This is a genomic window from Exiguobacterium sp. s59 (genome assembly GCF_018617475.1).
Lineage (GTDB): Bacteria > Bacillota > Bacilli > Exiguobacteriales > Exiguobacteriaceae > Exiguobacterium > Exiguobacterium aestuarii.
In genome coordinates this window covers 106250-131754 of sequence record NZ_JACSKG010000001.1, presented here as the reverse complement: position 1 = coordinate 131754, position 25505 = coordinate 106250, and the positions used below count along the sequence as shown (strand labels likewise).

27 protein-coding genes are annotated in these 25505 nt (G+C 49.5%); 15 read left to right on the top strand and 12 right to left on the bottom strand.

The window, feature by feature from the left end:
* Positions 1–17 precede the first annotated feature (17 nt).
* The 3 genes from KNO91_RS00705 (at position 18) to KNO91_RS00695 (ending at position 2446) form a co-directional block, all read left to right on the top strand.
* Entirely contained in the window at positions 18–923 is a 906-nt protein-coding gene (locus KNO91_RS00705; RefSeq protein WP_251126496.1) for an MBL fold metallo-hydrolase, read from the top strand.
* A gap of 62 nt (positions 924–985) precedes the next feature.
* A complete protein-coding gene (locus tag KNO91_RS00700) occupies positions 986–1819 on the top strand; it encodes an aldo/keto reductase (RefSeq protein WP_214815611.1) in 834 nt (277 codons plus the stop codon).
* A gap of 12 nt (positions 1820–1831) precedes the next feature.
* Complete coding sequence (locus tag KNO91_RS00695; RefSeq protein ID WP_214789561.1) at positions 1832–2446, top strand: PH domain-containing protein; 615 nt, start codon at positions 1832–1834, stop codon at positions 2444–2446.
* Positions 2447–2489: 43 nt separating this feature from the next.
* Here the strand turns inward: KNO91_RS00695 and KNO91_RS00690 are convergent, their stop codons facing one another.
* Positions 2490–3008 (bottom strand): DUF1836 domain-containing protein, encoded by a 519-nt coding sequence (locus tag KNO91_RS00690; protein ID WP_214816068.1) that lies wholly within the window; start codon positions 3006–3008, stop codon positions 2490–2492.
* A gap of 126 nt (positions 3009–3134) precedes the next feature.
* Between KNO91_RS00690 and trhA the strand changes: the two genes are divergently transcribed.
* The 3 genes from trhA to KNO91_RS00675 all read left to right on the top strand — a co-directional run bounded on the left by trhA (position 3135) and on the right by KNO91_RS00675 (position 5877).
* Positions 3135–3779: a PAQR family membrane homeostasis protein TrhA gene (gene trhA, locus KNO91_RS00685; RefSeq protein ID WP_214789565.1), complete on the top strand. Its 645-nt coding sequence runs from the start codon at positions 3135–3137 to the stop codon at positions 3777–3779.
* Between the two features lie 87 nt (positions 3780–3866).
* Positions 3867–4562 (top strand): DsbA family oxidoreductase, encoded by a 696-nt coding sequence (locus tag KNO91_RS00680; RefSeq protein WP_214789567.1) that lies wholly within the window; start codon positions 3867–3869, stop codon positions 4560–4562.
* A 97-nt stretch (positions 4563–4659) separates the two neighbouring features.
* On the top strand, positions 4660–5877 hold the full coding sequence (locus KNO91_RS00675) for an MFS transporter (protein ID WP_214815608.1): 1218 nt from the start codon (positions 4660–4662) through the stop codon (positions 5875–5877).
* A 23-nt stretch (positions 5878–5900) separates the two neighbouring features.
* Here the strand turns inward: KNO91_RS00675 and KNO91_RS00670 are convergent, their stop codons facing one another.
* Entirely contained in the window at positions 5901–6995 is a 1095-nt protein-coding gene (locus tag KNO91_RS00670; protein ID WP_214789571.1) for an MBL fold metallo-hydrolase, read from the bottom strand.
* A gap of 182 nt (positions 6996–7177) precedes the next feature.
* Here KNO91_RS00670 and KNO91_RS00665 point away from each other — a divergent pair, with 182 nt between their 5' ends.
* Complete coding sequence (locus tag KNO91_RS00665) at positions 7178–7900, top strand: DUF4386 domain-containing protein (RefSeq protein ID WP_214815605.1); 723 nt, start codon at positions 7178–7180, stop codon at positions 7898–7900.
* Here the strand turns inward: KNO91_RS00665 and KNO91_RS00660 are convergent.
* The 4 genes from KNO91_RS00660 to KNO91_RS00645 form a co-directional block, all read right to left on the bottom strand.
* The gene (locus KNO91_RS00660) at positions 7860–8453 is read right to left on the bottom strand and encodes a Crp/Fnr family transcriptional regulator (RefSeq protein ID WP_214815602.1); all 594 of its coding nucleotides are present in this window, start codon (positions 8451–8453) and stop codon (positions 7860–7862) included. The two genes, KNO91_RS00665 and KNO91_RS00660, sit on opposite strands and share 41 nt — an antisense overlap.
* A gap of 103 nt (positions 8454–8556) precedes the next feature.
* Positions 8557–9165, bottom strand: coding sequence for an SCO family protein (locus KNO91_RS00655; protein ID WP_371816622.1), 609 nt, complete (start codon positions 9163–9165; stop codon positions 8557–8559).
* Positions 9149–9562 carry a disulfide oxidoreductase gene (locus KNO91_RS00650; protein ID WP_214794443.1) on the bottom strand — a complete coding sequence of 138 codons (414 nt, stop codon included), beginning with the start codon at positions 9560–9562 and terminating at the stop codon, positions 9149–9151. The genes KNO91_RS00655 and KNO91_RS00650 overlap by 17 nt, the downstream gene beginning before the upstream one ends.
* A 1-nt stretch (position 9563) precedes the next feature.
* Complete coding sequence (locus tag KNO91_RS00645; RefSeq protein WP_214789579.1) at positions 9564–10220, bottom strand: DsbA family protein; 657 nt, start codon at positions 10218–10220, stop codon at positions 9564–9566.
* Between the two features lie 121 nt (positions 10221–10341).
* Between KNO91_RS00645 and KNO91_RS15425 the strand changes: the two genes are divergently transcribed.
* The gene (locus tag KNO91_RS15425) at positions 10342–11934 is read left to right on the top strand and encodes a diguanylate cyclase domain-containing protein (RefSeq protein ID WP_214815598.1); all 1593 of its coding nucleotides are present in this window, start codon (positions 10342–10344) and stop codon (positions 11932–11934) included.
* A 49-nt stretch (positions 11935–11983) separates the two neighbouring features.
* Here KNO91_RS15425 and KNO91_RS00635 read toward each other — a convergent pair whose 3' ends face one another.
* The 3 genes from KNO91_RS00635 to KNO91_RS00625 form a co-directional block, all read right to left on the bottom strand.
* Entirely contained in the window at positions 11984–12661 is a 678-nt protein-coding gene (locus tag KNO91_RS00635; RefSeq protein ID WP_214794447.1) for a DUF6241 domain-containing protein, read from the bottom strand.
* 144 nt (positions 12662–12805) lie between these two features.
* The gene (gene odhB, locus KNO91_RS00630) at positions 12806–14080 is read right to left on the bottom strand and encodes a 2-oxoglutarate dehydrogenase complex dihydrolipoyllysine-residue succinyltransferase (protein WP_214815595.1); all 1275 of its coding nucleotides are present in this window, start codon (positions 14078–14080) and stop codon (positions 12806–12808) included.
* 18 nt (positions 14081–14098) lie between these two features.
* A complete protein-coding gene (locus KNO91_RS00625) occupies positions 14099–16951 on the bottom strand; it encodes a 2-oxoglutarate dehydrogenase E1 component (protein WP_214815592.1) in 2853 nt (950 codons plus the stop codon).
* A 367-nt stretch (positions 16952–17318) separates the two neighbouring features.
* Here KNO91_RS00625 and KNO91_RS00620 point away from each other — a divergent pair, with 367 nt between their 5' ends.
* The 3 genes from KNO91_RS00620 (at position 17319) to KNO91_RS00610 (ending at position 19305) form a co-directional block, all read left to right on the top strand.
* Positions 17319–18221, top strand: a complete 903-nt coding sequence (locus KNO91_RS00620; RefSeq protein ID WP_251126495.1) for an ABC transporter ATP-binding protein — start codon at positions 17319–17321, stop codon at positions 18219–18221.
* Positions 18199–18936, top strand: a complete 738-nt coding sequence (locus tag KNO91_RS00615; protein ID WP_214789589.1) for an ABC transporter permease — start codon at positions 18199–18201, stop codon at positions 18934–18936. Before KNO91_RS00620 ends, KNO91_RS00615 begins: the two co-directional genes overlap by 23 nt.
* A 174-nt stretch (positions 18937–19110) precedes the next feature.
* Positions 19111–19305 carry a hypothetical protein gene (locus KNO91_RS00610; RefSeq protein ID WP_214696058.1) on the top strand — a complete coding sequence of 65 codons (195 nt, stop codon included), beginning with the start codon at positions 19111–19113 and terminating at the stop codon, positions 19303–19305.
* A gap of 43 nt (positions 19306–19348) precedes the next feature.
* Here the strand turns inward: KNO91_RS00610 and KNO91_RS00605 are convergent, their stop codons facing one another.
* A complete protein-coding gene (locus KNO91_RS00605) occupies positions 19349–20128 on the bottom strand; it encodes a sulfite exporter TauE/SafE family protein (RefSeq protein WP_214815589.1) in 780 nt (259 codons plus the stop codon).
* Between the two features lie 33 nt (positions 20129–20161).
* On the bottom strand, positions 20162–20536 hold the full coding sequence (locus KNO91_RS00600; protein WP_251126494.1) for a rhodanese-like domain-containing protein: 375 nt from the start codon (positions 20534–20536) through the stop codon (positions 20162–20164).
* Between the two features lie 115 nt (positions 20537–20651).
* Here KNO91_RS00600 and KNO91_RS00595 point away from each other — a divergent pair, with 115 nt between their 5' ends.
* From KNO91_RS00595 to KNO91_RS15445, 3 genes are all read left to right on the top strand, one after another.
* A complete protein-coding gene (locus tag KNO91_RS00595; RefSeq protein ID WP_015881009.1) occupies positions 20652–20948 on the top strand; it encodes a rhodanese-like domain-containing protein in 297 nt (98 codons plus the stop codon).
* A gap of 31 nt (positions 20949–20979) precedes the next feature.
* On the top strand, positions 20980–22380 hold the full coding sequence (locus KNO91_RS00590; protein ID WP_214815586.1) for an MBL fold metallo-hydrolase: 1401 nt from the start codon (positions 20980–20982) through the stop codon (positions 22378–22380).
* Positions 22381–22446: 66 nt separating this feature from the next.
* On the top strand, positions 22447–23568 hold the full coding sequence (locus KNO91_RS15445; RefSeq protein ID WP_214815583.1) for a TlpA family protein disulfide reductase: 1122 nt from the start codon (positions 22447–22449) through the stop codon (positions 23566–23568).
* A 41-nt stretch (positions 23569–23609) separates the two neighbouring features.
* Here the strand turns inward: KNO91_RS15445 and nfsA are convergent, their stop codons facing one another.
* Positions 23610–24359 (bottom strand): oxygen-insensitive NADPH nitroreductase, encoded by a 750-nt coding sequence (gene nfsA / locus KNO91_RS00580; protein WP_214815580.1) that lies wholly within the window; start codon positions 24357–24359, stop codon positions 23610–23612.
* A gap of 170 nt (positions 24360–24529) precedes the next feature.
* Here nfsA and KNO91_RS00575 point away from each other — a divergent pair, with 170 nt between their 5' ends.
* On the top strand, positions 24530–25423 hold the full coding sequence (locus KNO91_RS00575; protein ID WP_214815577.1) for a DNA/RNA non-specific endonuclease: 894 nt from the start codon (positions 24530–24532) through the stop codon (positions 25421–25423).
* The last annotated feature ends 82 nt before the right edge of the window (positions 25424–25505 follow it).

Genomic DNA, 25505 nt, shown 5'->3' with positions numbered 1-25505 from the left:
CAGTGAGGTGATGCATGATGCGTCGACGCATCCTCGTTCCGAGTGCCGTCTTGGCGAGCGTCGGAACGTTTCTTTATACACGATTCAAGCGACGTCTCCCCCGCCCGCGCTTTAAACGGCCGGAACGTCCAGAACTGACAACCATTGATGAGACGCATGTGCAAGCGACGTGGATTGGGCATTCGACCGTTCTCATCCACTGGTACGGACTCAAAATTTTGACGGACCCTGTCTTCTCAAAACGGATTGGTGTCCATTTGGGACCGCTGACGATTGGCATGAAACGTCACACGGCTCCAGCCCTCTCCATCGAGGATGTCGGGCCGGTCGATGTCATCTTGCTGAGCCACGCCCATATGGACCATTTTGACCATAAAAGTCTAAAGCGGCTCATCACACGCGAGACGATCGTTGTCTCCGCCCCGGGAACGAGTCGTCTGCTCCGGCGTTACCCGAGTCTACAGACACTTGAACTGCATCCGCATGACAAAGTAACCTTGGCGAACGGACTAGATGTCCGGGCCATTCCCGTCAAGCATTGGGGTAACCGTTTCCCGTGGGACAAACACATGGGATACAACGGTTATTTGCTCAAATACAAAGGGATCCGGATGTTGTTTGCGGGAGACACGGCTTATACGGATTCTTTCAAAGGTCTCGCCGACCGCGAACCGATCGACCTCGCCTTCTTCCCGATCGGTGCGTATCAACCGGACTCGTTCCAAGAAGCACACTGTACTCCAGAACAGGCTTGGATGATGTACAAAGAGAGCGGGGCGAAGCGTTTCTTCCCGATGCATTGGGACACGTTCGTCCTCTCTTACGAGCCCGTCGAGGAGCCGTATCATCGTCTCGTCGCGGCCGCAAAATTAGACCGTGATCAAATTGTGATCAAGTCTCACGGAGAAAGCATCCGCCTGTAGTTTTTTACTTTCCCTTCATCCAAAATTTCGGTAACGTTAGAGACGAGAGGGAGGGATTTCTTATGGAATGGACGATGTTAAATAATGATGTCAACATGCCGATGCTCGGGCTCGGTGTGTACAAGGTCGAAGACGGCGCAGTGACGGTCGATACGGTCAAGGCTGCGCTCGATGCGGACTATCGCTTGATCGATACGGCCGCGATTTATCAGAACGAAGAAAGTGTCGGGCAAGCACTTCGTGAAGCAGGTATTCCTCGGGAGGACGTATTTGTGACGACGAAGCTTTGGAATGAGTTCCACGGGTTCGACGAGGCGCTCCAAGCCTTTCAGGATAGTCTCGACCGACTCGGTCTCGAATATGTCGATTTGTTTCTCATCCACTGGCCGATGCCCCGTTTCGGGAAGTTCGTCGAAACGTACAAGGCACTCGAACAGTTATATGAAGAAGGACGCGTCCGTGCGATCGGCGTCTCAAACTTCGAAATCGAACATTTAGAACAGATTATCCAGTCGTGCTCAATCGTACCGGCCGTGAACCAGGTCGAGATCCATCCGTATTTGTCTCAAAAGGAATTGATTGCTTTCTGCAAACGGTATGACATTCAAATTCAGGCGTGGAGTCCACTCATGAAAGGACGCGAAGCGCTCGAAGATGACACGATTGTCGAGATTGCGAACCGTCACGGCAAGTCACCGGCTCAAGTCATCTTGCGCTGGCACTTACAAAACGGGGTCGCGGTCATTCCGAAATCAGTGACACCAAGTCGAATCAAAGAGAATATACAGGTATTCGACTTCACGTTGACGAATGAAGAGATGGCGGCCATCGATGCGCTCAACCGTGATGAGCGGACCGGTTCCGACCCGAAAGAGATGCATAAAATCCATTATTGAGGAGTGAATGACATGTTCAAAAAACTGGCTTCTGATTTGACTGGCTTCAGCGACATCGGTGAGGTGATTGATCCGTCCGACTTCGATAAGGCGGATGCGGATGATTACGTCCTTCATGAAGACAATGAAAAGATTTATTTCTTGATCAAGTCAAAATCAGATGAGTATTGTTTCACCAACTTGTCGATGATTCACCTCGATGGAACGAGCGCCATCAGTTCGAAGCGCGTCCTCTATCGTTATCCGTATGCCCACTATCCAATCAAACACGTCATGTTTGAGACAGCTGGCACAGTCGACCTCGATGTCGAAGTCAAATTCTCAATCGGCGACAAAGCGTACTCGATTGACATCAACAAAAAGCAAATCGAGCACGTGAAAGATTTGTATAAGGCACTCCTTGCCATTGAAGAGATCCAGCGGGAAGGTCGTCGTATGATGGAGTATGCGAATACGTCGCTCACACACTCGGTGTCGATTTTGAGCGGGCTCCGCGAAGGCGACATGAACGTACCGAACACGTTCAAGGAATTGAACGAGCACTCGTTCGATTGGCTACAACGTCATTATCATGAGTGGAACCGAAAAGACTTCGGTACGGTTTACGAGAAGTACATCAATAACTAAAAAACAACTCCTCCGTGGGACATTTGCCCTCGGAGGAGTTGTTTTATTTATCGTCAATTAACTGCTCGGCCAATCGTTGATACAAGTGACTCATGTGTACGGCGGATGCGATGGCGAGCGTTCGCTGCACACCGCTCTCTTTTTCGAGCGATGCATGTAACAGCGTGTCCGCCTGGGCTTCAAACGCTTCAAGATTCTTCACTTTTTGGGCCTGATACGCTTCATAAAAGTCCTCGAGTGAGAAAGTCTCGTCCGACTCGTTCAGCGGACGGAGCGTCTCCTTGATGTCACTGATCGACAAGAGACCTTTCATCTCATAGATCAAACTGAGTAACATCAGATGTTCATTCGTATACTTTTTATTTTTGACAGGGTGAAACAACTTGCCCTTGGCATAGTTGTTGATCATCGTCTTCGTCAAAATCGTCTCATCCTCGTCCCGCTTCATCTTCCCATAATGCTGCTCGAATAATTGGATGACCTGGTCCATGTATAAATCGACAGTCGGCAATACGTCCCGTGGGAGCGTCCCTTCCGTTTCGGTAATATTTTTCGCTTTCATCCGTTTCACCTCACCTTCAAGTATAAAGAAAACTCTCATTTGTCGAAAGGTACACCTTGCTGTTTGTTCCTCTTCAGTATATCATGTAGTTATCGATACTACATGATGTGATAAGGAGTGTTTTACATGAATTCGATTTTCCGTGAACCGATTAACGCGCTGACGCATCTCGCGGGTGCAGTACTTGCGTTTATCGCGCTAATTGCGATGGTCGTCAAAGCATCCCTACTCGGCTCGCCGCTTGCAATTATGGCTGCGATTCTATTCGGGATCAGCCTCGTCTTTCTTTACTTATCTTCAGGTCTTTACCATAGCATCATCGCCTCGCCGAACGTCATCGCCTTCTTCCGCAGAATCGATCATGCGATGATTTACGCGTTGATTGCGGGTACATACGCGCCGCTCACGCTACTCGCGCTCGAGGGACCGACGCGTTGGGTTCTCTTCGGAACGGTACACGCACTCGCCCTGTTCGGGATCATCTTTAAGCTCGTCTGGTTCCATGCCCCGCGTTTCTTATCGACCGCGCTTTATATCGGCATGGGCTGGCTGTCCGTCTTCTTTATCGGGCCGCTCCATGACGTGATTGGCAACGCCGGCATCTTCTGGCTCGTCCTCGGGGGTGTCATGTATACGATTGGTGGGCTCATCTACGGGTTCAAGCCGAAATTCGTCAACTGGCGAGGATGGGGCTTCCATGAAGTGTTCCACTTGTTCATCTTGTTCGGAAGCTTCGCCCACTTCGTCTGTGTGTTCTGGTACGTCTTTTAAGTCCTCCTCCGGGAGGGCTTTTTTTGTGAGCCGTTTCCTGTACTTTGAATTCAAGATTTTCTACACTAGGGACAGGAGGGATTCACTATGAAAATTGAAGTATGGTCAGATTATGTCTGCCCGTTTTGTTATATCGGGAAGCGTCGTCTAGAAGAGGCGCTCGAACAGTTCCCACAGGCGGACCAAGTGGAAGTCGAATTCAAGAGTTTCGAGCTCGACCCGAACGCCCCAACGAACGATTCACGTACCATCTATGAGGCACTCGCGACAAAATATCAGATGCCGATCGAACAGGCAAAAGGTACGACTGCACAAGTCGCCGCCCAAGCCCGCGAAGTCGGACTCGACTATGATTTTGAAAACATGGTCGTCACAGGTACGCTCGATTCACATCGTTTGACGCATTACGCGAAGACGGTCGGTAAAGAAAAAGAATTGTCAGAAGCGTTGCTTCAGGCTTACTTTGTCGATGCCAAACACATCGGGAACCACGATGTCCTCCTTGACATCGCGACAAGCGTTGGCCTCGACCGTGACGCGGTACGCGACGTCTTGACGACGGACGTATATACGGAAGACGTTCGTGCCGAAGAGAAACGTGCAAGCGACCTCGGCATCACGGGTGTGCCGTTCTTCGTATTCGATAACAAATACGGGGTATCCGGTGCTCAACCGACGGAAGCGTTCACGCAAGTGCTCGAAAAAGTCTGGTCTGAGAACAATCCGACGATCCAAGTCCTCTCGAACGGTGCGACGTGCACCGACGACAACTGTGATATTTGATTGATGAAGAAGCCGACATTCGGCTTCTTTTTTGTGGTATTCTCCACCTTACTACTTGATAATAGTGATTAGCATATAAGAATCGAGGACTACATCTATGTGGAAAAATCGGAACGTCTGGATCATCTTGACGGGCGAATTCGTCGCCGGTCTTGGTCTATGGCTCGGTATCATCGGCAATTTGGAATTCATGCAAGACCGTGTCCCCTCTGACTTTGTGAAGGCGGTCATTCTCGCCATCGGCTTACTCGCCGGGGTCGCCATCGGTCCGCTCGCGGGACGCTTGACCGACCAAGGCTCTAAGAAAAACATCATGCTCATCTCAAGCATCGTCCGAGCGCTTAGTGTGCTGTTCATGTTCGTCGCGATTGAGACGAACTCGGTCGTGTGGATGGTCGTCTTTTTGATCATTTTACAAGGATCGGCAGCCTTTTACTTCCCGGCTCTGCAGGCAGCGATTCCGCTCATCGTGAAGGAACGAGAACTCCTCGCCTTGAACGGCGTCCATATGAACGTCTCGACACTATCACGCGTCATCGGGACGGCGATCGCCGGTGTGCTGTTGACGCTCATCTCTCTTCGTAACGTCTATGCCCTTTCGCTCGTCGCCTATCTGTTGCTTGCGGTCGCGACATTGTTCTTGAAGCTTGATGAGACGAAGACACCGTCAGCGAAGAAAGTCGATGCGAAGGCGTCGAGCGGATTCAAAGACGTCTTCCCGATCATCAAATCAATCCCGGTCATCTTCATGACACTCGTCATGACGCTCATCCCGCTCCTCTTTATCGGAGGGTTCAACTTGCTCGTCATCAACATCAGTGAGTTGCAGGACTCGACGGCGATCAAAGGATGGATTTATACGGCCGAAGGACTCGCCTTCATGACAGGTGCCTTCATGATCAAACGGATTGGAGAAAAATTCTCGGCGTTCTCGATTTTGTTCTCGTTCTCGTTTTTGATCGGTGTCGCACAATTGATGCTGTATTTCGCAGATATTCCGTTCATGTCGATTGCCGCATTCGTCCTCTTCGGCTTTTCGGTCGGCTGCTTCTTCCCGACGGCCATCACGATTTTCCAGACCCGGATGCCGAAAGATTATCACGGTCGCTTCTTCTCGTTCCGTAACATGCTCGACCGGATCATCTTCCAAGTCGTCCTACTCGTGACAGGATTCTTCCTCGACTTGATCGGACTTCAGCTGATGGTCGTCTTGTTTGGGATCAGTTCGATCGCGATGACAGCCGCGTTCCTTGTGTATACGCGTAAACATAAACTGCATATCGAAGAAGACGCTTCTGAGAAGATCTCTTCGTAACAAAAAACAAGCGATGACCGATGTCATCGCTTGTTTGCGTCTTCGAGTTCTCGCCACCACGTCGTCGTATCATTCCGACCGTCGAGCGTGATGCGCTCCCCAATCTTTGGAGTGAGAACTACTTCTTTTGGTAAGAGGGACGCCATCTGTTCCGCCGGGTCGAACCAATCGTGGAACGACAGCGTGAACGCACCCCAATGGATTGGCATCATCTGATCGGCGCGTAGATCGCGAAACGCTTGTGCCGTCTCTTCCGGTTGCATATGGACGTCCGGCCAGCGCACGTCATATTGTCCGCATTCGAGCGCGGCGAAATCAAACGGTCCGTACTGTTCGCCAATCATCTTGAAGTGAGGTGCGTAGCCGCTGTCTCCGCTGAAGAAGAGACGATCCGTCTCACCGAGGACGACCCATGATGCCCATAGCGTGCTGTTCCGATCCGTCAGCGAACGACCGGAGAAGTGACGTGCCGGCGTACATACGAACGTCCAATTCCCGAACGTGTATGACTCATTCCAATCTCGCTCCACGATTCGCTCAGCACCGACACCCCATCGTTTCAAATGACTCCCTACCCCAAGCGGTACGATGAACATGGCAACCTTGTCTTTGATTGCAAGGATCGTCCCATAGTCGAGATGGTCGTAATGGTCATGCGTTAACAAGACGACATCGATCTCAGGCAAGTCCTCAAGGTCGAACGGTAAGTCTTCACTGAAACGCTCATTTTTGGCGAATGGGAGCGGCGATGGACTGCGTCCAAACATCGGGTCAACAAGCATCGTCTTCCCGTCCATTTGTACCATCAGTGCCGAATGACCGAGCCAATAGATTCTCGTGAAGCTCGAGCCCGTCTTTTCTTCGAAATCGATTGGCACGATCGGCAGACGTTCGCTCGGCTTACGCAGCGACGTCACGTCGCGATAGTCACGAGCCATCGACACCATGTCCTCCGCGGAAAAGTTCATCGGCGTCTCGTATTGATTGCGGAACTTTCCATTGACCTGGTTCGGGGATTGAAGTGATTTCGGTTTTCTTCCGAGTGGTTTGTACTGCGTCAGAATCGTTCCTGTGACAGCCGCCATTCCGACTAATGAGAGCAACATCGTCTTTTTCATCTGGATCCTCTTTTCTACAAGTTCGTTGCATTGATTATAGCGTGCATTTCTCCATCTGATATCGGTTAGTATGCAGATTCACTTATTTTTCAAAAAAATGGCGTGTTCTTGACTTAAGTCAATGTGGCCCCTTTATTGTCCTTATATGATAGAGACAAGATCATTTGAAAGGAGTTTTTCTCATGAACCATTCATCTGTCCGTTCACAGCGACGTGCCGCGTTATGGTCCGGAATCGCCCTCGTCCTCATGGCACTCGTCGCCTTATTCGCGCAAGGATACGTCTATCAATCCCTCGTCATCGAAAATGAAGCGATGACAACGTATGAGAACTTAGTCAGTCATCCGACGCTGTTCCGTTTCGGGATCATCGGCTGGGGCATCATTGTCGGGCTTGACTTAATCGTCGCCTACGGGCTTTACCGTTTCTTCAAACCGCTCCATGTCACCTTCGCTCTACTCATCGGGACCCTTCGTTTCGTCTATACACTCATTCTCGCGTTCGCCGTCATCCGTCTCATCGAAGCCGAACGCCTCCTCGACACATCTGCTTCAGCTAGACAAGTATATGAAACAGTCACGTCATTTGAGGTCATCTGGTCTTTCGGCTTGATTGTATTCGGGCTTCACCTCGTCGCAGTCGGATGGATGGCGGCACGGACCCGACTCATTCCTAGAACAATTGGAATCCTGCTCGTCGTTGCCGGCTTCAGCTACACGGTCGTCCATGTCCTTTATCAATTCCCTACACTTGATGACTTGGCGATTCTACTCGAACTCATCCTCATGCTCCCGATGTTCGTCGGGGAGTTGGCCTTTGCCGTATGGTTACTCGTGAAAGGAAGAACGCTTCCCATGCATGAACTCACTCGACAATCCGAAGGTGGCGCGTCGCCCGCTTCTTGATCCGACTGAGTGATTCCGGTGTGATGCCGAGATAGCTCGCCAGTTGATACTGAGGGACCCGATAGACTAAATCGGGTCTCTTCTCCATCAAGGTCTGATACCGTTCCTCTGGTGTGGATGACATGAATGAGGCGAACGCATCTCGCATCGTCCCCATGTCTTCTTGCATCATGTCACGCGTCATCGCCTCAAGGACGGGATTCATCTCGTATTGCTCCTGCTCTGTCGCAAGGTCTCCAACGACGAGACAGCATTCCTCCAGACACGTCAACGAATAAGGGGACCGTCCATCTGTATGATGTTTCGTCAATATGGTGATACTTTGTTCTTCCGTGATGAAATCGACGGTATGCTCGTTCCCGTCTTCGTCGACTTTATATTGACGAATACAACCGCTCAGTACGAAATAACATTTGGTCGGGACGTCTCCTTGATGCAATAAAATCGTCCCTTTCGGAAATGTGGCAATCGGCACATCGGCCGTCAATCGTGCACACTCGTCATCACTCAAATCCGTAAAACGTTTCATGTATTGAATCAAGACGTCTTTCATCCCGTTCACTCCTTTTCAGGGAAACCAATCTAGTCCCTCAAGTATACCAGGTTTCATCATTCAAAAAGACCTGCCCACCGCTTTGGTGGAACAGGCCTTCAGTTTAAGACTTTTGCAAGATCTTAATGTCGTTGATGATATCTTCAGTCGGGACATTTTGGAACCCAGGATATGCTTTGATGATTTTCCCTTCCTGATCGACTAGATAGAAATACGTGCCATGATCGACTTGTGTGCCTTCGTCAGGCTTTCGGACGAGTGCTTTGAAGTTCTCTTGGGCGAATGTCTGAATTTCATCTTGCGAGTAACCCGACAAGAACTGCCAGTCCGCTTTCGCAAGGTCATAGTCACTCATGAATGCTTTCATCTTCTCCGGAGTGTCCACGGTCGGGTCGACACTGAACGAGACGAACTGCACGTCTTCGACACCCTCTTCCTCGAGCGCTTCATTCAGCTTCGTCATATTGTACGTCATCGGCGGGCAGACTGTCTCACAGCTTGTAAAGACGAAGTCCGCCATCCACACTTTCCCTTTTAAATCGTCGAGGCTGACCATTTCTTCTTCTTGGTTCATGTATTCGAACGATTCGATTTCCCAGTTGAGCGGGTCCTCAATCTCTTGTCCACATCCTGCTAGGACGATGAGCATCGTCATCAAACTACCAATCCACCATTTCTTCACACGTTCCAACTCCTTATCGCTTTTTGACATTCCACATGAGGATCGTGATGAGCGTGAAAGCCGTCAATGCGAGAAACGGAATCGTGATGAATCCGAACCAGTTGATATATTGACCGCTACACGGAACACCTTGTGCACAAGGCTGAATTTCTGCAAATCCAGGCACTTTTTGTACCAAGTAATGGTAAAGTGAAACAATACCGCCTATGATAGTAAGCGGTAACACATATTTCCGCACCGCCCGATCGTCCGTGAAGACAGCGATTCCCAAGAGGATCGTCAGCGGATACATAAAGATACGTTGAATCCAGCATAGCTCACATGGCACAAACTCGCGAATCTCACTGAAATAGAGACTCCCAAGCGTCGCCGTCAATGCGACAAGCCAAGCGAGATACAGTCCATATTTTTCGAAAAATGACTTCATCTTATAAATCCTGCTCAATCAACTGCTGAATTTGTTCGTAATCGAACGGGTCCTCGAGCATCACACCGTTAATCATGATCGATGGTGTGAATTGAACACCGTTCTCTTTTACAAGACCGTCGTCCGTGCTCACTTTCTCAAGTACGGTCGAATTTTCACCGAGGTCTTGTTCGAGTTTTGCCAAGTCGACCGATGTCGTCTCGCCCGCGATTTCTTTCAACTTCTCGACCGTCACCCATGCGTTGTCGTGTTGTTGTGAAGCCGGCTGCGCGTCGTAGAGCGCTTTATGGAACTTCCAGAACGATTCAGGATCTTGCTCGTATACCGACTCAGACGCGAGTGAAGCTAAAATCGATTCCTGTCCGTGGAACAAGACGTTAATATAACTGAAACTGACGTCTTCCTTGTCGAGATAGTCCGCTTTTAGTTGCGGGTAGATCGTTTCACCCCACTGTTTACACGATGGACATTTATAATCTCCGAACTCGACAACCGAGACTTTCGCGTCCGGGTCTCCAAGCGTCGGCTGTCCCTCGATTGACACGTGATCGCCTCTGTCGGCAACTGGCGTCTCATCTTGATTGAGCAAGACGAACACCAAAGCAATCAATGCCACAGCGACGATGGTCAAGATGACCAATAATTGATTCTTTTTCATTCTCTTCACCTCTATCTATTTTGACTCGTCTTTCATTATAGCGGAAGCTCTTCCTCCTATCATGATATCGACTCGTTTTTCATAATTCTCTTTAATTCAAGCTTTAGGAGGTTTTTTTCGCATGATCAAGTCTTTTACGATGCGCCTCGGACTCATTTTGGCGCTCAGCATTGCCACGCTCGTCTTTTTACTGACGATCGCACTCACATCCCTCATCAGTCACCGAGCATCTGACTCGCTCGAACAAGAAATTGGGGAACGCCTTTCGACGACGTCACATCAATTGGCGGATAAACTCGACTTTTATATGTGGTCACGCTATCAAGAGGTTCAACTCTTGCAGGGGCTCGATTTAGAAGACCCAGACGCGACACGACGACTGCTCGATCAAGTCCAATCGAACATCCCGGCATTTTCATGGATGGGTGTCACCGATGCGGAAGGAACCGTCGTCGCTTCCACGAACGGTATACTAGAAGAGGCGTCCATCGCCGAACGTCCGGTCTTTCTTGAAGCAAAAGAAAAACCATTTATCGGAGACGTCCACGAGGCGGTCCTTTTAGCTGAATTATTGCCGAATCCGACGGGGGAAGCGCTTCAATTCGTCGATATCAGTGTCCCGCTATTCCAAGACGGGACGTTTCAAGGAGTGCTTGCCACTCATTTGAGCTGGGCATGGGGAAAAGAGGTGCTCGGACATTTCAATCGGACGCTCCATGAACAAGTCGACGATACGGACCTGTTCGTTGTCAGTGAGCGAGACAACGTGGTGCTCCTCGGTCCGGACGATATGGTCGGAAAACCACTACCCGTGTCGTTTACGGAAGGGGCCTCCGTGAAAGAATGGCAAGATGGACAGGAATATTTGACGGGCATGTCAATCGGGGAAGGTTATGACGAATACCCCGGACTCGGTTGGCGTGTCGTCGTCCGTCAACCGGCAGCGGTCGCGTTCGCACCAGTCGAGACGCTAGAGACGAGAATTTTGTGGATCGGCTTATTCGCATCGCTTGTGACGGCCGTACTCGGTTGGCTACTCGCTTCCATCGTGACGAGACCGTTGAAACGAATTACTGAAACGGCTTCGCTCATGGAGCAAGGAAAAGTAGACAAATTCCCACACCAATCTGGAATCGAAGAAATCGAGTCGCTCGCATTCGCGCTAGAATCGCTCGTCACTTCTCTCACCGAGTCTGAATCGGAACGTGTGCATTTCGAGCTACTAGCGAATCGTGACGCGCTGACCGGTCTTTCAAACCGTGTCGCCTTACGTGAACAGTTGAATCAATTGCACACTTCAAAAGAGCCATACGTTTTCTTTTATATCGACCTCGATGGGTTCAAGGCGGTAAACGATACATACGGTCATGCGATCGGGGATGAGTTGTTAGTTGAAATCGCACAGCGGCTACGAGCACTCAAAATCGATGACGTGTATCCGGTCCGATTGAGCGGCGACGAATTTTTCCTCATGTTCCCGAGACGTGATTGTTCGATGGAAGAAATTCATAAAATCGGTACGTCAGTCATCGATATCATTTCACAACCCGTGATGCTCGATCTCGCCTCGGTAAAGGTCGGGGCAAGCATCGGTGCATCGATTTGGTCGCCCCCTGAACCTCCCCACGTCGCCATCGAACAAGCAGACGATGCCTTGTATCGGTCAAAAGCGAAAGGGAAGCAGCGCCTTTCATTTCATGAGTCGTTCCAATGATTGTGGGCGCCCATTACAAAAAGGAGTTCAACTTGAACTCCTTTTTGATTTACTCTTCGGTTTCAGATGTTTTGTCTTCTTGTTGCTCCTCTTCCTCTTCTGGCATCGGCTCTAAGTCCATCGTATACACGTATTCCTCTCCAAAGTTATTCAAAATGAACAACTCTTCTTCCGCTCGCGTCGCGAGTCCGCTCGAGAAACCGATGACGGCGTACATTTCCTCTAGAAGAACGTCTTGCTCTTTGTCAATCTCATCAAAGATGGCTTGTTCCCATCGTTCGATGATTTGGCCGAGTTGAAGGTAGTCTTCCATTTTGATTTTATTTTTTTCGCGTAGCAACTCCAAATAGTCTCGTATCTCTTTCAAATTGTCGTGCGTCATCGGGATGGCACCCGCTTTTTCCGTCGCCAAAATCTTTTGGTGTGTCATCAAATGCATCGCATCGACGAGATTCCCTTTGTTCAATTTTTTCGCATCGTCAAAGACAAGGCCCGTCGTCTCCTGCGGGTTGATGCGGCGCGTCACATTTTGACGTCGCCCGAGCGGGTCTTCTTCTTTGATGATGTCGATCAATTCAAGTGCACGGGTATACTCTTCTTTCGTCAAATTGTCTCGGTCGAGCTCATTTTGATTCGGTCCCATCCAATATTGATAGAGCGCATATGTAGCCATGATCACTACAACGAAGACAAGTCCTATCCAAGGAAGCCATTTTTTCCATTTCATTTACGATTCACACCCTTTTCTTGATTCGCTCTATCAAGGATAACATATATGCCCTGACAAAAATTCCAATAAAAGGTTTTTTGGGTTGACCTCATACAAAAAAGTACCCGCCCCTGATTTAAGAGCGAGTACTTCGTTTTCATCTTATGCTTCGAACAACAATTGTTCCGGATCTTCAATCATGTCTTTGATGTGCTTCAGGAATGTGACAGCCTCACGACCATCTACGATTCGGTGGTCATACGAGAGGGCAACATACATCATCGGACGGTTTTCCATCGTGTCTGCGTCGATCGCGACTGGGCGGAGTTGAATTGAGTGCATCCCGAGGATCGCGACTTGTGGTCCATTCAAGATTGGTGTCGAAAGGAGTGAACCGAATACGCCACCGTTTGTGATCGTGAACGTACCTCCTGTGAGGTCGCTCAAACCAAGCTTGTTGTTACGCGCTTTGTCCGCAAGGTGAAGGATGTCTTTCTCGATTTCACCGAAGTTTTTGCGATCCGCTTCACGGACGACCGGCACGACGAGACCGTCTGGCGCCGATACGGCAATCCCGATATCGTAATATTTCTTCAAGACGATTTCATTGCCTTGGATTTCAGCGTTCAAGTAAGGCATGCGCTTGAGAGCGGCTACCGCTGCTTTCGTGAAGAATGACATGAAACCAAGTTTGACATCGTTGTCTTTCACGAACTTCTCTTGGCGACGTTTACGGAGAGCCATGACCGCCGACATATCGATTTCGTTGAACGTCGTGAGCATCGCTGCCGTCTGTTGTACTTCTACGAGACGGTTCGCAATCGTTTGACGACGACGTGTCATCTTGATGCGCTCTTCTTCTTTCCCACTCGCAGCCGGTTGTGGTGCAGGTGCTGCGGCAGCTGGTTTTTGTTCTTTTACAGCTGGTTTGTCTTCATGTTTTGACACGTCATGGACGTTGATGCGTCCTATCGGATCATTCGTTTGAACAGCTGAGAGATCGATGCCTTTCTCACGAGCGAGCTTGCGTGCAGCAGGTGTTGCGATTGGACCTTTACCAGGGCTCGCGACGTGCTCTTCACGTTTCTCCACTTTCTTACCTTCTTCAACAGACTCCGTTTTCTTCTCAGTCGGCGCTTCTGTTTTCGTTTCTGTCGCGTTTTCTGTCTTCGTCTTCGTCGCGACAGCCGTTCCGCCACCAGAACCTGAACCGAGACGTGCGATGACGTCACCAACTTGAACCGTATCCCCTTCTCCGGCAAGTTGTTCTTCTAACACACCCGCTTCGCCAGCTGGGACTTCGATATTGACTTTATCCGTCTCGAGTTCAACGATGGCTTCCCCTTTTTCAACTTGGTCGCCTGGCTGTTTGAGCCACGTCGCGACCGTTCCTTCCGTAATGGATTCTGCTAATTCAGGTACTTTAATTTCGACCACAATGAGTTCCCCCTTAACTTATTTACGATCTTTTTGGTATGTGCTCGTGCCTGCACCGCTCGAGACGACGTCACGAGAAAGTGCTTCACGGATGATGCGTGCTTGTTCTTGTTTATGGGCTGTCGGATTTCCTTCAGCCGGGCTCGAGCGACGACGACGACCGATGTAACGAACGTCGAGTCGGTTCGTTGTGACTGCTTCAAGACGAGGCTCGATGTACGTCCAAGCCCCCATGTTTTTCGGTTCTTCTTGTACCCAGACGATTTCACGTGCATTCGGATAACGGCTAATGACGTCACGAATCTCGCGTACCGGGAACGGATAAATCTCTTCGACTCGGATGATGTGCAAGAAGTCGAGTGACTCTTCTGACTTGCCGACCGCTTCCGCGAGGTCGATCGCCATCTTCCCTGTGCAGAAGACGAGACGTTCGACTTTCTCCGCCTGTTCACCGAGACCTGGCTGTTCAACGATTGGTTTGAAACTCTCTTCCGTGAACGCCTCGATTGGTGACGTCGCGAGCGGATGACGAAGCAGACTCTTCGGTGTCATGATGATCATCGGACGAATCTCTTCTTTGCCGAGCATCTCGGCTTGGCGACGGAGGATATGGAAGTATTGTGCCGCAGACGAAAGGTTTGCGACTGTCCAGTTTTTCTCCCCGGCAAGCGTCAAGTAACGCTCCATCCGTGCACTCGAGTGCTCCGGACCTTGTCCTTCATAACCGTGTGGCAAGAGCATGACAAGCCCTGATTTTTGACCCCATTTCGCGCGACCTGCCGAGATGAACTGGTCGAACATGACCTGCGCAGAGTTCGCAAAGTCACCGTATTGCGCTTCCCATAAGACGAGCGTGTCTTGGGCGAACACATTATAGCCGTACTCAAATCCGAGTACCGATCCTTCAGAAAGCGGGCTGTTGTAGACAGAGAACGAAGCTTTCGCCGTCGACAGCTGATGGAGTGGCGAGAACTTCTTCCCTGACTCGACATCGTTCAACATGATGTTCCGTTGGGCGAACGTTCCGCGCTCCGAATCTTGACCGCTCAAGCGAACCGGCGTACCGTCTGAAAGAATCGAAGCGAAGGCGAGCGTTTCCGCATGACCCCAATCGATTTTCCCACCTTCACCGAAGGCGTCACGGCGACGGTCGAGTACTTTTTGAAGCTTATGGAAGACTCCGAAGCCTTCTGGCCAGTCCAATAACTCTTCATTCAATTGCGTGAGGAGTTCGAGTTTCACGCTCGTATCGACTTTCGGGAATCCTTTATGGACCGCGTCCGGTAAGACGATGTCAGCATCCTCTTCTTCAGAAGGAACGAGGTCACGCGCTGCTTTAAGTGCCTCTTCGATTTTCTGTTCGATTTGTGCTTTTTCGTCTTTTGTCATGACGCCTTCTGCCTCAAGTTGCTCGGCATATACGTGACGGACAGACTGATGTCCTTTGATCGCTTTATAAAGAACCGGGTTCGTGTTCATCGGTTCGTCCATTTCGTTATGACCGTAACGACGATACCCAATCAAATCGACCAAGATGTCTTTATGGAACTTGGCACGATATTCACTGATCAGCTTCGCGACGGCGACACATGCTTCTGGGTCATCCGCATTCACGTGTAAGACCGGGATTTCATATCCTTTGGCGATATCACTCGCGTAACGTGTCGAGCGTGAATCGTTCGGGTCCGTCGTGAAACCGATCGTGTTGTTGGCGATGACATGAACTGTCCCACCTGTACGGTAACCCGTCAAATTCGTCATGTTGAGCGTCTCCGCGACAATTCCTTGTCCTGGGAAGGCCGCATCCCCGTGAATCAAGATCGAGGCTGCCAAATCATCGTGTTGAACAGCCGATCCTTTCTCAGAACGGTCATCTTGTGCAGCACGTGTGTACCCTTCGACGACAGATCCAACGAATTCAAGGTGACTCGGGTTGTTCGCCAAGTTGAGACGTACTTCTTTTTGTTGCTCGAGCACTTTTCGGTCAAGACCGAGGTGATATTTCACGTCGCCTGACCAACCGAAGTTGATCCCAATTGATCCTTCAGACGGAATCAATTCTTTGTTCGGTGCGTGCTGGAACTCCGCAAAGATCATCTCGTACGGCTTGCCGAGTACGTGAGCGAGTACGTTCAGACGTCCCCGGTGCGCCATCCCGATGTTGATGTGTTCAGACCCGCTCGAGATGAGTCCGCCGACCATCGCGTCGAGTAACGGCACCATCGCATCCAATCCTTCGATGGAGAAGCGTTTCTGTCCGACGTATGTCTTATGAAGGAATGATTCAAACAGTTCTGTCTCAGCCAGACGTTTGAACAATTCGATTTTTTCTTCTTTCGAGAAGGATTGCTTCAATGCACCTTGCTCGATTTGACGGCGAATCCACTTCTTCTCTTCCATATCGTCCAAATGGCGAAGTTCAATCGCGACCGTTCCTGTGTAGACGTCGAGCAAGTGACGGAATAATTCGAGGGCACTCGCGTTCGGTTTCGGTGCATCGTCCGAAAGAAGACGAGCCGGAATTTGTTTCAAATCTTCTTCTGTCAAATCGTAACGAGACAGCTCGAATAACTCCTGTTCCCGCGGATGATCTTTCAATGGATAGATATCAGCCGCCTTATGACCGAACGCACGGATATCGTTGACGAGGCGTGTCGCCGAGACGACTTTCTCCAAGTCAAACGACGGACCCGATACCGGTACTTCTGTCGGTGATGATTCTGGTGCCCCGTTCTCGTCGAAGTAACGACGTGTCTCCTCATCGACTAAAGACGGGTCTTCCAAATATTGTTCGTATAGTTCAATGATGTAGCCTAAGTTAGGACCATAAAATGCTTGCGATTTCTCGTGAACATTCGACGACTCTCCCATTGAATAAATCCCCCTTATCCATTCCTAAACGTTCAATCTGTGAACGCTTTCATTTTAACATGTAGCCCGAAGCAGTTCACTCTTCCCTTACCCTAGTGAACAAAACCAAATCTTGCCTCTTACGCTCAACTTCATACTACACCTTTCATGCGAGAAAGACCCTTACAAATTCACAATTCGTCCATACTATTTCGATAAGTTTTGCTTATCGATAAAATGTGTCTCAACTCATTTGTTTCAACAATTTCAAAAAAAGATGAAACCTTATTTCATACAAGGCCGTAGAAGGGGTGTAGGAAGCACACTAAAACTTTTAAAAAGAAAGATAGGTGACCACATGTTATCCGTACAAAATGTCCATAAGAAAATGGGAAAAGCAACGGTATTGACGAATGTCAGTTTTGATGTCGTCCCAGGTGAAATCTTTGGTTTCCTCGGACCGAACGGCGCCGGGAAAACAACGACGATCCGAATCATTACAGGCCTCATGCCTGCAACACACGGTACCGTGACGGTCGATGGGTATGACGTCGCGAACAACCGCCAAGAGGCACTTAGCCGAATCGGAGCCATCGTCGAGAATCCGGCGTTTTATCCGTACATGACCGGTCGTGAGAACTTGATTCATGCCATGAACTTGATCCCGAACTTAAAGAAAGTCGATTTGAACGCACTTGGTGCGCTCGTCGGACTCGACGGAAAGCTCGATATGAAAGTCAAACAATACTCGCTCGGGATGAAACAGCGCCTCGGGATTGCCCGTGCCTTGTTGCATAATCCTAAAGTACTTATCCTTGATGAGCCGACAAACGGTCTCGACCCAGCCGGAATCGCCGATCTTCGAAATTACTTACGTCACCTCGCTGACCATCGCGGGATTGCCATCCTCATTTCGAGTCACTTGTTGAGCGAAATGGAATTGATCACGGACCGCTTTGCCATCATCGACCAAGGACAAATCAAGTCGGTGGAAGACGGACAGACGAAAGCAGATAGCGTCATCCTTTGTAAAGTCGCGAAAGAGCAGATGAGCGATGCGCTCGACGTCGCGGCTCTCGCTTTCGATGATGTGAAAATCATTCAACAGTCTGCCGAATCGTTCATCGTGCCACGTCAGGAAACGGATATCCCTGTCTTATTGAAACAGTTGATCGAGCGTGACATCGCCGTCTACCAGATCGGGATGAAGCACGAGTCGCTCGAAGAACAATTCTTGAAATTGACGAAAAAAGAAGGAGGTACAAACAATGCGTTCATTACTCAGCAATGAATGGATGAAGTGGCGTCGCACGATTAAACCTTACGTCGCCTTAGGCGTATACACCGCGATCATTCTCATCGTATACGCCGTATTGGCGAGCGGAAATGGTACACCGGAAGCGGCATCGTTCTTTGAATTCTCAACGATGGGCGCCATCGCCTTCCTCAGCATCTTTACCATCGTCTTCACGGCCGAGATGGTCGGGAATGAGCTGAAATTTGATACGTTGAAGCATCTCTTGATGAGTCCGTATTCTCGAGACCGCATCTTATTATCAAAACTCGTCATGTCCGTCCTCGTCATGTTGCTCCAATTCGTCTTTATCCTAATCGTCGCGTTCGGGTTCTCACTCACGTTAGACGGTTCTGTCACATGGGACGTCGTGCGACCAATCCTCATCAGCGTGAGTGGACCGATCTTCATCATCTTCTTGACGCTTATGTTCTCGGTCGTCTTCAAATCGGTCGGTGTCGTCATCGGTTTCACGGTGCTCGCGAACTTTGCCTCAAGTATCATCGGTGGGCTTCTCGTCGCCTGGAAACCTGAACTCGCAAAATGGATCGTCTTCTTGCATACCGACCTTTCGATTTATGACGTTAACCCTGAGTTTATGAAAGCGATGGACGCTACGATGGGCTTCTCGATCTTCTATGTCGCCCTTCATATCATCGCCTTCTATCTCATCACGGCCTTTATGTTCCGTAGCAAAACGTTCGCGGAATAAACATTCAATCCCTTTCATTCGATTCGTTCGAGTGACAAGGGATTTTTCTTGTATGATTTTGTAAGTGTGACTCTTCTCCTTCACCTTTGTCACACAACCTCAACATTCTGTCGAAAGTCTCTTCGGTGCATACGATATGATGAAGATAACAAGTTTGGAAAAGGATGTGACAACATGGCTCTCACGATTGGGTTAGCATTGCTCGTCTGTTTGATTGCACTCATTTTCACCATCATGGTCGGTCTCGGGAAAGACCGCTCCACGTATAGCCAAAAGAAGAGCTGGTCGATGGTTTCTTGGCTCTACATCATCTTGCTCCCTGTCTCGTTTATCGGACTCGGACTTCTCTATTATTTCATTACGAAGTAACGCAAAAAAATCACGATGCCAGAATATAGGCATCGTGATTTTTTCATGAAATCAAGTCGCTCCAAATTTTAACGGTACTCGCTAAAATGAGTAACGCCAAAATCCATTGGAGTGCTTTCGTATTCATATTTTTCCCGACATTTGCCCCGATCGGCGCGGCGATTAGACTCGCGATAATCATGATGATAGCTGGCTCCCAAACGATTTGGTCGGTAATGATTTTACCGAACGTCGAACCAATCGACGAAATAAACGTGATGGCGAGTGAACTCGCGATCGCCATCTTCGTCGGGATCCGTAAGACGACAAGCATGATCGGCATGAGAATGAATGCCCCCGCTGCCCCGACGATACCAGCTGCGATTCCCACGATGAACGCTGAACTTGCCGCGATCACCTTGTTGAACTGCACTTGGTCGAGTGGCATGTCGTCCACTTGTGGTTTCGGCAAGAACATCATGATCGTCGCAATCGTCGCAAGGATGGCATATACGACATTAATCATCGTCTCAGATAAAATGGTCGATCCGTATCCCCCGATAAAACTTCCGATCAAGACGGCCACACCCATGTAAAGAATCAACTGCTTGTTTAAGTATCCACCTTTACGATAGGCATAAATCCCACCGATTGTCGCAAAGAACACTTGGATGGCACTGATCCCAGACACCTCGTGCGCGCTAAAAGCGGCAAATCCCAAAAGCGGTGGAATGTACAACAACATCGGATATTTGATGATCGACCCACCAATCCCGACCATCCCAGAAATGAACGACCCGATAAATCCAATTAGAAAGATTGTAATGATAAACCCGAACTCCATATAGACTCCTCCATTTGTTTTCGTATTCTCTACTTATTCAATCGATTCCCAAGCCATCATGCCACCCGACACATCATAAATGTCTGTATATCCGGCATCTTGTAATTGGCTAGCGGCCTGGGCACTTCGGTTACCGCTCCGACAAATGACATAGATCGGTTCATCTTTCGGATACGACAGTTGGTTTGCATCTAATGAAGAAAGTGGTGCGTTCACCGCCCCCTCGATATGCCCCCCCTCGTATTCTGACACTTCTCGTACGTCAAGGAGTGTTATTTCCTCGTTTTCCAATTTGTTTTGTAGAGTTTTAACGTCAATTTTCGTAATTCCATCCTTTTCTGATGTGATTACAAAGATAAAAATCGCCATTAAAACCAAAATCCCAACAAATAAGGAAATTCTCTTCATGTTTTCCCCTCCAATTCTTTTCACTTGCGCTCATTATACCTTAGGGGGTATATTAAAGCCAACGAAACATTCTCGTTGCCAAAAACCTTAAACATGAAAAGGAGATCAAAGACTCATGAAGACGATTACGACTACTGAATTAGAAGCGTTACTTCAAGCTGACGACTCACTCAACCTCATCGATGTACGAGAGGTTGATGAATATGCTGGAGGTCACATCAAACAAGCGAAAAACGTACCACTTTCTGAATTCGGGGCAAAAGTCGATGAGCTCGATCGCTCTAAACCGATTCACGTCATTTGCGCAGCCGGTGGACGCAGCATGAACGCATCTGCTTATCTCGACTCACTCGGGTTCGACGTCACGAACGTCGACGGTGGGATGATGAGCTGGCAAGGCGAAGTCGAATAAACGATTACTTTACTCATAGGGGGAAATTTATATGCTATTACGTTATTTTTATGATGAGAAACTAGCACAAGCTTCATATATGGTCGGTTGTCAAATGACAGGCGAGGCAATCGTCATCGATCCGGCCCGTAACATCGAGCCTTATCTTCAAGAAGCAAAAAAAGAAGGCATGAACATCGTCGCAACGGCAGAGACGCATATCCATGCGGACTTTGTATCGGGTTCACTCGAACTCGCGAAGCGCACAGGTTCAAAAGCCTATCTATCAGACGAAGGTGATGCTTCTTGGAAGTATGCATTCGCGAAAGACATCGACGCACAACTAGTCAAAGAAGGCGACACGTTCAAAATCGGAAACGTGACACTCGAAGTCATGCATACACCTGGTCACACACCGGAACACATCTCGTTCCTTCTTTATGACCGTAACCAGACACAACCGATGGGAATCTTCACAGGAGACTTCGTCTTCGTCGGAGATATCGGTCGCCCTGACCTTCTCGAAGAAGCAGCCGGTGTGAAAGGAACGACGGCAATTGGCGCGGAACAAATGTTTGATTCACTCAAAAAGTTCATGGCGCTTCCTGACTTCGTTCAAGTCTGGCCAGGACACGGTGCAGGCAGTGCTTGCGGGAAAGCACTCGGTGCGATTCCAACATCGACGGTCGGTTACGAAAAAGCGACGAACTGGGCGCTTCAAATGACGGACAAAGATGCCTTCATCAAAGAGTTGACGACGGATCAACCAGAACCGCCGAACTACTTCGCCATGATGAAGAAAGTGAACAAAGAAGGCATTCAAGTGACGACAGATATCGCTCGTCCTGAAGTCGTCGGGTCGGACCGTCTTGATACACTCGTCGAAGAGACACAGGTCGTCGATACACGTAAAGGCGAAGACTTCGCAAATGGTCACGTACCAGGGACAATCAACATCCCATACAACAACAAGTTCGTCTCTTGGGCGGGATGGCTCGTCAACTTCGACAAAGACATCACGGTTATCGCAAGTGCAGAGAACGTTGATCAAGTACAAACCGATCTTCAATCAATCGGTCTCGATCGCCTTCGTTTCATCGTCCCTGTCGAAGAACTCGACCCATCACTCGCGACGGAAACGTATACGGACGTGACAGCAGAGGAAGCGATCGAAGCTGCTGAAAAAGGTGACGTGTTCGTCCTCGACGTTCGTAACGCGACAGAATGGAACGCAAGCCATTACGAAAAGGCAGAGCGTATCCTTCTCGGTAAACTCACACGTGATCACGAAGGGCTTCCGAAAGACCAAACGATTGCGGTCCATTGTGCATCAGGCGTCCGCTCACGCATGGCGGCAAGTGTCCTTCAATCACTCGGTTACAAAGATATTCACAATATCCTCGGTGGCTACGGCGCGATGAAAACTGTCTTGAACGCTCAACAAATCAAGTAATGCTATACTGACTATGAATATGGCGCCCGCTTCAAGAGGGGCGCCTTTTGTTTAGGAGGGAAAGACGTGGTCGCTATCGGTCCACTCAACATTCGTTTCGATTTACTCATTTTTTTAGTAAGCCTTGGTATCCTCTACGGGATCTTCCGTTTCCTCGGTTTGACGAGTAAGCAGCGTGAAGCCGTCATCGGTACATGGTTCTATGGATTTCTTGCCTGGAAAGGGAGCGCCATCGTCATCGGTCTGTTGACGACACGTGATATTTCTCTTGCCCTCTATGCTACAGGAGGCGTATGGTCTCAATGGATTGCGGCCGCTGTTGTCCTTTGGTTCGTCTATCGACTCGATCGAGACCTTTTAGGATATTGGATGCTGAGCGGGCTCCTCATCTGGCTCGGGATGACACTCTCGGTTCCGGTATACGGGACGATTTTGAATTTTTCCGACCAGCCGATTCATCTATGGAGCGCCGTCCTCATTCTTTTACTACTCGGAACGACGTGGCGATGGATGCATGCGCCAACGCAAGGACGCATTCTTTGGACCGCATTCGGTGCATATGGCATCTGGCTGTTTCAGTCGTATACGGTCGGGCAGGTTCAATGGTGGATGATTGGGATTGTCTTCATCCTGTTCGGGCTTTCGCTCTATGTCGCTCGCCCTTCAAAGAAAGCGATTCAAGTGAGTATCGGTGTCCTCGTCTTGCTCGCGGTCGTGAATGCTGCCTTGCCGGAACGTGCTACGCAAACCGTCACGACAGAGACGGCATCGACCGGTCTAAACATCGGGCAAATTCCCCCTTCGTTCGAATTACAACGAACTGACGGGAGTACGTTCGACTTATCATCTTTACGCGGTAAGCTCGTCGTCGTCAATTTCTGGGCGTCCTGGTGTCCTCCATGTCGCGCAGAAATGCCAGATATGGCTGCGTTTGCGAAAGAGCGAGACGACGTGACCATCGTCGCCGTCAACACGACGACGAGCGAACGTGACCCGGACAATGCCATCTCGTTCGTCGAACCGTACGAAGACGCGTTTACTGTCGTCTATGACCGTGACGGTCAAGTCGGGGATGCGTACCGAATTCAGGCGATGCCGACGACGTATGTGCTCGATGAATCCGGTGTGATCATCGCAAAACAATTCGGTGCCATCGACAAGAATTGGCTCAATGCCCAACTGAACTGAACATGACAAAACCGCCGACATTGATTTGTCGGCGGTTTTTGTCATTGCTTCAAATAGCCTTGTGCTTTCAAGAAATCTTTGACGTCAAGACGCGTCGATTTTGACAACATGCGCCCCATCTGTCCGGTCCACGTATCCTTACGCGGGTTCGAGCCACGAACCATATAGTAATCGTGAATCAAGGCATCGTAATCGGAAAGGGACTGCTTAATCTGTTCTGGATTCGCTTCATACGCATTCTCATGGTACACATGTTGGAATGGTAAGCGCGGTTTTTGATCCTCGACTGAAGCCGGTACACCGACAGCCATGCCGAAGAGCGGAATGACCCGTTCCGGTAACCCGAGCACTTCTTTGACCGCAAAGAGGTCGTTCCGAATGCCGCCGATATAACAAATGCCGAGCCCCATCGATTCTGCCGCCACTGCCGCATTTTGCGAGGCGAGTGCAGCGTCAATCACGGCGACCAAGAGTTTCTCATCAGTTTCAAGTGTCGCAGACACTTCAGCTTCCTGTAGCTCACCAATCATTTCATGGCGATGCAAATCCGCACAAAAGACGAAGAAGTGACCGTTCTCGACGACATAGGACTGGTTGCCGGCAATCTCGGCAAGTCGTTTCTTCTTCACTTCATCGGTCACCCCGATGATGGAATAGGCCTGGATAAAGCTAGATGTCGATGCGCGTTGGGCGCTCTCAACGATGGTCTGAATTTGTTCATCTGTTAATATCTCGTCTGTAAAGTCACGGACGGAACGGTGGTTCAATAATGTTTCAATCACTTCGTTCATACGTTCTTCCCCCTTTTTTTCAATCTTGGCACAAGCTTTCTGAATCCACAAATGAGAGGAATCCATCGGGCACATTTTGAAGGGGAACGCTCACTTCTTGCTTTCGTATGCTATCATTATAATTTACATAGTAAATACGATAGCGTAACTTTGAATAAGGAGCGAGATACATGAAAAGAATACCATTTTACATTCCATTCTTGCTTGGGGTACTGCTCCTCTCCGGTTGTACGGATGCCGATGTGAGCGTCCCGACGTCGACTGATGAAACGACCGAAGAGGAACAGACACAAGAAGAACAAACCACCGATGCGCCTTCACCTGAACAGGAAGAAGATTTATTTGAAGGCTATACGAAAATCGAGGTCGATGGCGGTGATCAGTCCGGAACACGGGAAGCGAATGTCGTCGTCGATATCGGCTTCGGCGACCGGGAGTACTGGGCGTTCACGAACGAACATGGTCAATTGATTCGTGTCATTGCTGATGAAATCACCCTCCAAGACGATGAGACCGAAGACGTCAATTCTTCTGGTCGTTATTATTCAGACGAGGCAAAGGTTCCGGGCGTCGAAGACCCGAACCTCGATGAAGGTCACATTATTGCCGATTCCCTCGGCGGTGTCTCAAATGCCTATAATATCACCCCACAAAACAGTGCACTCAATCGCTATGGGGATCAGGCGTTCATGGAAGACGTCATTCGAAAAGCAGGCGGGGCGAAAGACTTCGAGGCCATCATCACCTACCCGAATACGACGACACAGATTCCTTCCCGCTACCAATACACGTATACCGTACGGGGCAATACGGTCACGGATACGTATGATAACGCGGACCCAGAAGAAGTGAATGAATCACTCGGACTGACGGACGACTCTCCACCTGACGTGACCACGGAGCCGGTCGAGGAGCGAGACTTATCCGATATCGATATTGACGGAAACGGACAAGTGACGATCAAGGAAGCAAAAAACGCCGGATTCGAGATGCCCATCACGCGTGACCATTGGTTGTATCAGTATATGGACGACCGTGACGGTGACGGGATGGTCGGTGAATAACGACGATAGACGAGACGTTTCTCCATGCGAGAGGCGTCTTTTTGCATACAAAAAACCGCGGTACGTGACCGCGGCTACTCGT

Bases quoted from the DNA above. Each gene is read 5' to 3' on its own strand.
- KNO91_RS00600 (WP_251126494.1), bottom strand. From the start codon at position 20,536: ATGAAGAGAATTTCCTTATTTGTTGGGATTTTGGTTTTAATGGCGATT.
- KNO91_RS00680 (WP_214789567.1), top strand. From the start codon at position 3,867: ATGAAAATTGAAGTATGGTCAGATTATGTCTGCCCGTTTTGTTATATC.
- nfsA (WP_214815580.1), bottom strand. From the start codon at position 24,359: ATGAACGAAGTGATTGAAACATTATTGAACCACCGTTCCGTCCGTGAC.
- KNO91_RS00645 (WP_214789579.1), bottom strand. From the start codon at position 10,220: ATGAAAAAGAATCAATTATTGGTCATCTTGACCATCGTCGCTGTGGCA.
- KNO91_RS15425 (WP_214815598.1), top strand. From the start codon at position 10,342: ATGATCAAGTCTTTTACGATGCGCCTCGGACTCATTTTGGCGCTCAGC.
- KNO91_RS00625 (WP_214815592.1), bottom strand. From the start codon at position 16,951: ATGGGAGAGTCGTCGAATGTTCACGAGAAATCGCAAGCATTTTATGGT.
- KNO91_RS00660 (WP_214815602.1), bottom strand. From the start codon at position 8,453: ATGAAAGACGTCTTGATTCAATACATGAAACGTTTTACGGATTTGAGT.
- KNO91_RS00670 (WP_214789571.1), bottom strand. From the start codon at position 6,995: ATGAAAAAGACGATGTTGCTCTCATTAGTCGGAATGGCGGCTGTCACA.
- trhA (WP_214789565.1), top strand. From the start codon at position 3,135: ATGAATTCGATTTTCCGTGAACCGATTAACGCGCTGACGCATCTCGCG.
- KNO91_RS00590 (WP_214815586.1), top strand. From the start codon at position 20,980: ATGCTATTACGTTATTTTTATGATGAGAAACTAGCACAAGCTTCATAT.
- KNO91_RS00620 (WP_251126495.1), top strand. From the start codon at position 17,319: ATGGGAAAAGCAACGGTATTGACGAATGTCAGTTTTGATGTCGTCCCA.
- KNO91_RS00635 (WP_214794447.1), bottom strand. From the start codon at position 12,661: ATGAAATGGAAAAAATGGCTTCCTTGGATAGGACTTGTCTTCGTTGTA.
- KNO91_RS00690 (WP_214816068.1), bottom strand. From the start codon at position 3,008: ATGAAAGCGAAAAATATTACCGAAACGGAAGGGACGCTCCCACGGGAC.
- KNO91_RS00665 (WP_214815605.1), top strand. From the start codon at position 7,178: ATGAACCATTCATCTGTCCGTTCACAGCGACGTGCCGCGTTATGGTCC.
- KNO91_RS00705 (WP_251126496.1), top strand. From the start codon at position 18: ATGCGTCGACGCATCCTCGTTCCGAGTGCCGTCTTGGCGAGCGTCGGA.
- KNO91_RS00695 (WP_214789561.1), top strand. From the start codon at position 1,832: ATGTTCAAAAAACTGGCTTCTGATTTGACTGGCTTCAGCGACATCGGT.
- KNO91_RS00655 (WP_371816622.1), bottom strand. From the start codon at position 9,165: ATGTCAAAAAGCGATAAGGAGTTGGAACGTGTGAAGAAATGGTGGATT.
- KNO91_RS00595 (WP_015881009.1), top strand. From the start codon at position 20,652: ATGAAGACGATTACGACTACTGAATTAGAAGCGTTACTTCAAGCTGAC.
- KNO91_RS00675 (WP_214815608.1), top strand. From the start codon at position 4,660: ATGTGGAAAAATCGGAACGTCTGGATCATCTTGACGGGCGAATTCGTC.
- KNO91_RS00575 (WP_214815577.1), top strand. From the start codon at position 24,530: ATGAAAAGAATACCATTTTACATTCCATTCTTGCTTGGGGTACTGCTC.
- KNO91_RS00650 (WP_214794443.1), bottom strand. From the start codon at position 9,562: ATGAAGTCATTTTTCGAAAAATATGGACTGTATCTCGCTTGGCTTGTC.
- KNO91_RS00605 (WP_214815589.1), bottom strand. From the start codon at position 20,128: ATGGAGTTCGGGTTTATCATTACAATCTTTCTAATTGGATTTATCGGG.
- KNO91_RS00610 (WP_214696058.1), top strand. From the start codon at position 19,111: ATGGCTCTCACGATTGGGTTAGCATTGCTCGTCTGTTTGATTGCACTC.
- KNO91_RS00700 (WP_214815611.1), top strand. From the start codon at position 986: ATGGAATGGACGATGTTAAATAATGATGTCAACATGCCGATGCTCGGG.
- KNO91_RS00615 (WP_214789589.1), top strand. From the start codon at position 18,199: ATGCGTTCATTACTCAGCAATGAATGGATGAAGTGGCGTCGCACGATT.